We start from the raw sequence: 1,381 nt of genomic DNA on the forward strand, positions 1-1,381 counted from the left end.
CGTCAGCATTCGATGACGTTGACCGCCAGCCCGCCGCGGGAGGTCTCCTTGTACTTGTCCAGCATGTCCCGCCCGGTGTCCCGCATCGTCTTGATCGCCTTGTCCAGCGACACGAAATGCCGGCCGTCCCCGCGCAACGCGATCCGCGCCGCGGTGATCGCCTTGATCGAGGCCACCGCGTTGCGCTCGATGCACGGAATCTGCACCAGCCCGCCGATCGGATCACACGTCAACCCCAAATTGTGCTCGATCCCGATCTCGGCGGCGTTCTCCACCTGCGCCGGGGTGCCGCCCAGCACCTCGGTCAACCCGGCCGCCGCCATCGAACAGGCCGACCCCACCTCCCCCTGACAGCCCACCTCCGCCCCGGAGATGGAGGCGTTCTCCTTGAACAACACCCCGATCGCCGCCGCGGTCAGCAAAAACCGCACGATCCCGTCCTCGGCCTCGCCCGGCCCGGCGTGCGGGACGAACCGGGCGTAGTAGTGCAGCACCGCCGGGACGATGCCGGCCGCCCCGTTGGTCGGCGCGGTGACGATCCGCCCCCCGGCGGCGTTCTCCTCATTGACCGCCAGCGCCCACAAGGTGACCCAGTCCATGGCGTGCAGCGGATCCTTGTCCGGCGCCTCGGCCTGCAGCCGCCGATACAGCTGGTTGGCGCGCCGCCGCACCTTCAGCCCGCCGGGCAGCACCCCCTCGGCGGCGATGCCCCGCCGCACGCAGGCGGCCATCACCCGCCACAGGCGCAGCAGCCCCTCCCGGATCTGCTCCTGGGTGCGGCCGAAGGCCTGCTCGTTGGCCAGCATCAGCCCGGAGATCGACAGCCCGGTCTGCTCGCAGTGCGCCAAAAGCTGGGCGGCGGTGGCGAACGGGTAGGGCAGCACCGTGTCATCGGGTTTGATCCGGTCGGCGCCGGTGGCACTCTCATCGACCACGAAGCCGCCGCCCACCGAGTAGTACACCTTCTCCCGCAGCACCGCCCCGTCGGCATCGAAGGCGACAAAGCGCATGCCGTTGGGGTGCCCGGGCAGGCTGGTCTTGCGCTCGAAGATCAGGTCCTCGCCGGCCGCGAACGGGATGGGGTGCTTGCCGTACAACTCGAGGGTGCCGGTGGCGCGCATCCGGGCCAGCCGGGGTTCGACGGTGTCCACGTCGACGAGCTCGGGTTTGTCGCCGGACAGCCCCAGCAGCACGGCCTTGTCGCTGCCGTGGCCCTTGCCGGTCAGCCCGAGCGAGCCGTACAGGATGGCCTGCACCCGGGCGACCTGGCCGAGCAGGCCGTCGGCGTCCAGGCCGCGGGCGAAGCGGTGCGCGGCGGCCATCGGGCCGCCGGTGTGCGAGCTGGACGGACCGATACCGATCTTGAAAAGGTCGAAGACGC

The 1,381-nt window shown here is 70.6% G+C and carries 1 protein-coding gene; it reads right to left on the reverse strand.

All coding sequences use genetic code 11. The features are described 5' to 3' along the window. Positions 1-2: 2 nt before the first annotated feature. Positions 3-1,381, reverse strand: a 1,379-nt coding sequence (locus BSB02_RS39160; protein WP_084966068.1) for an L-serine ammonia-lyase, incomplete at its 5' end; no start/stop codon positions are given.

Origin of the sequence: Thermoactinospora rubra (assembly GCF_002093975.1) — a bacterium.
In the GTDB taxonomy this organism is placed as follows: domain Bacteria; phylum Actinomycetota; class Actinomycetes; order Streptosporangiales; family Streptosporangiaceae; genus Nonomuraea; species Nonomuraea rubra_A.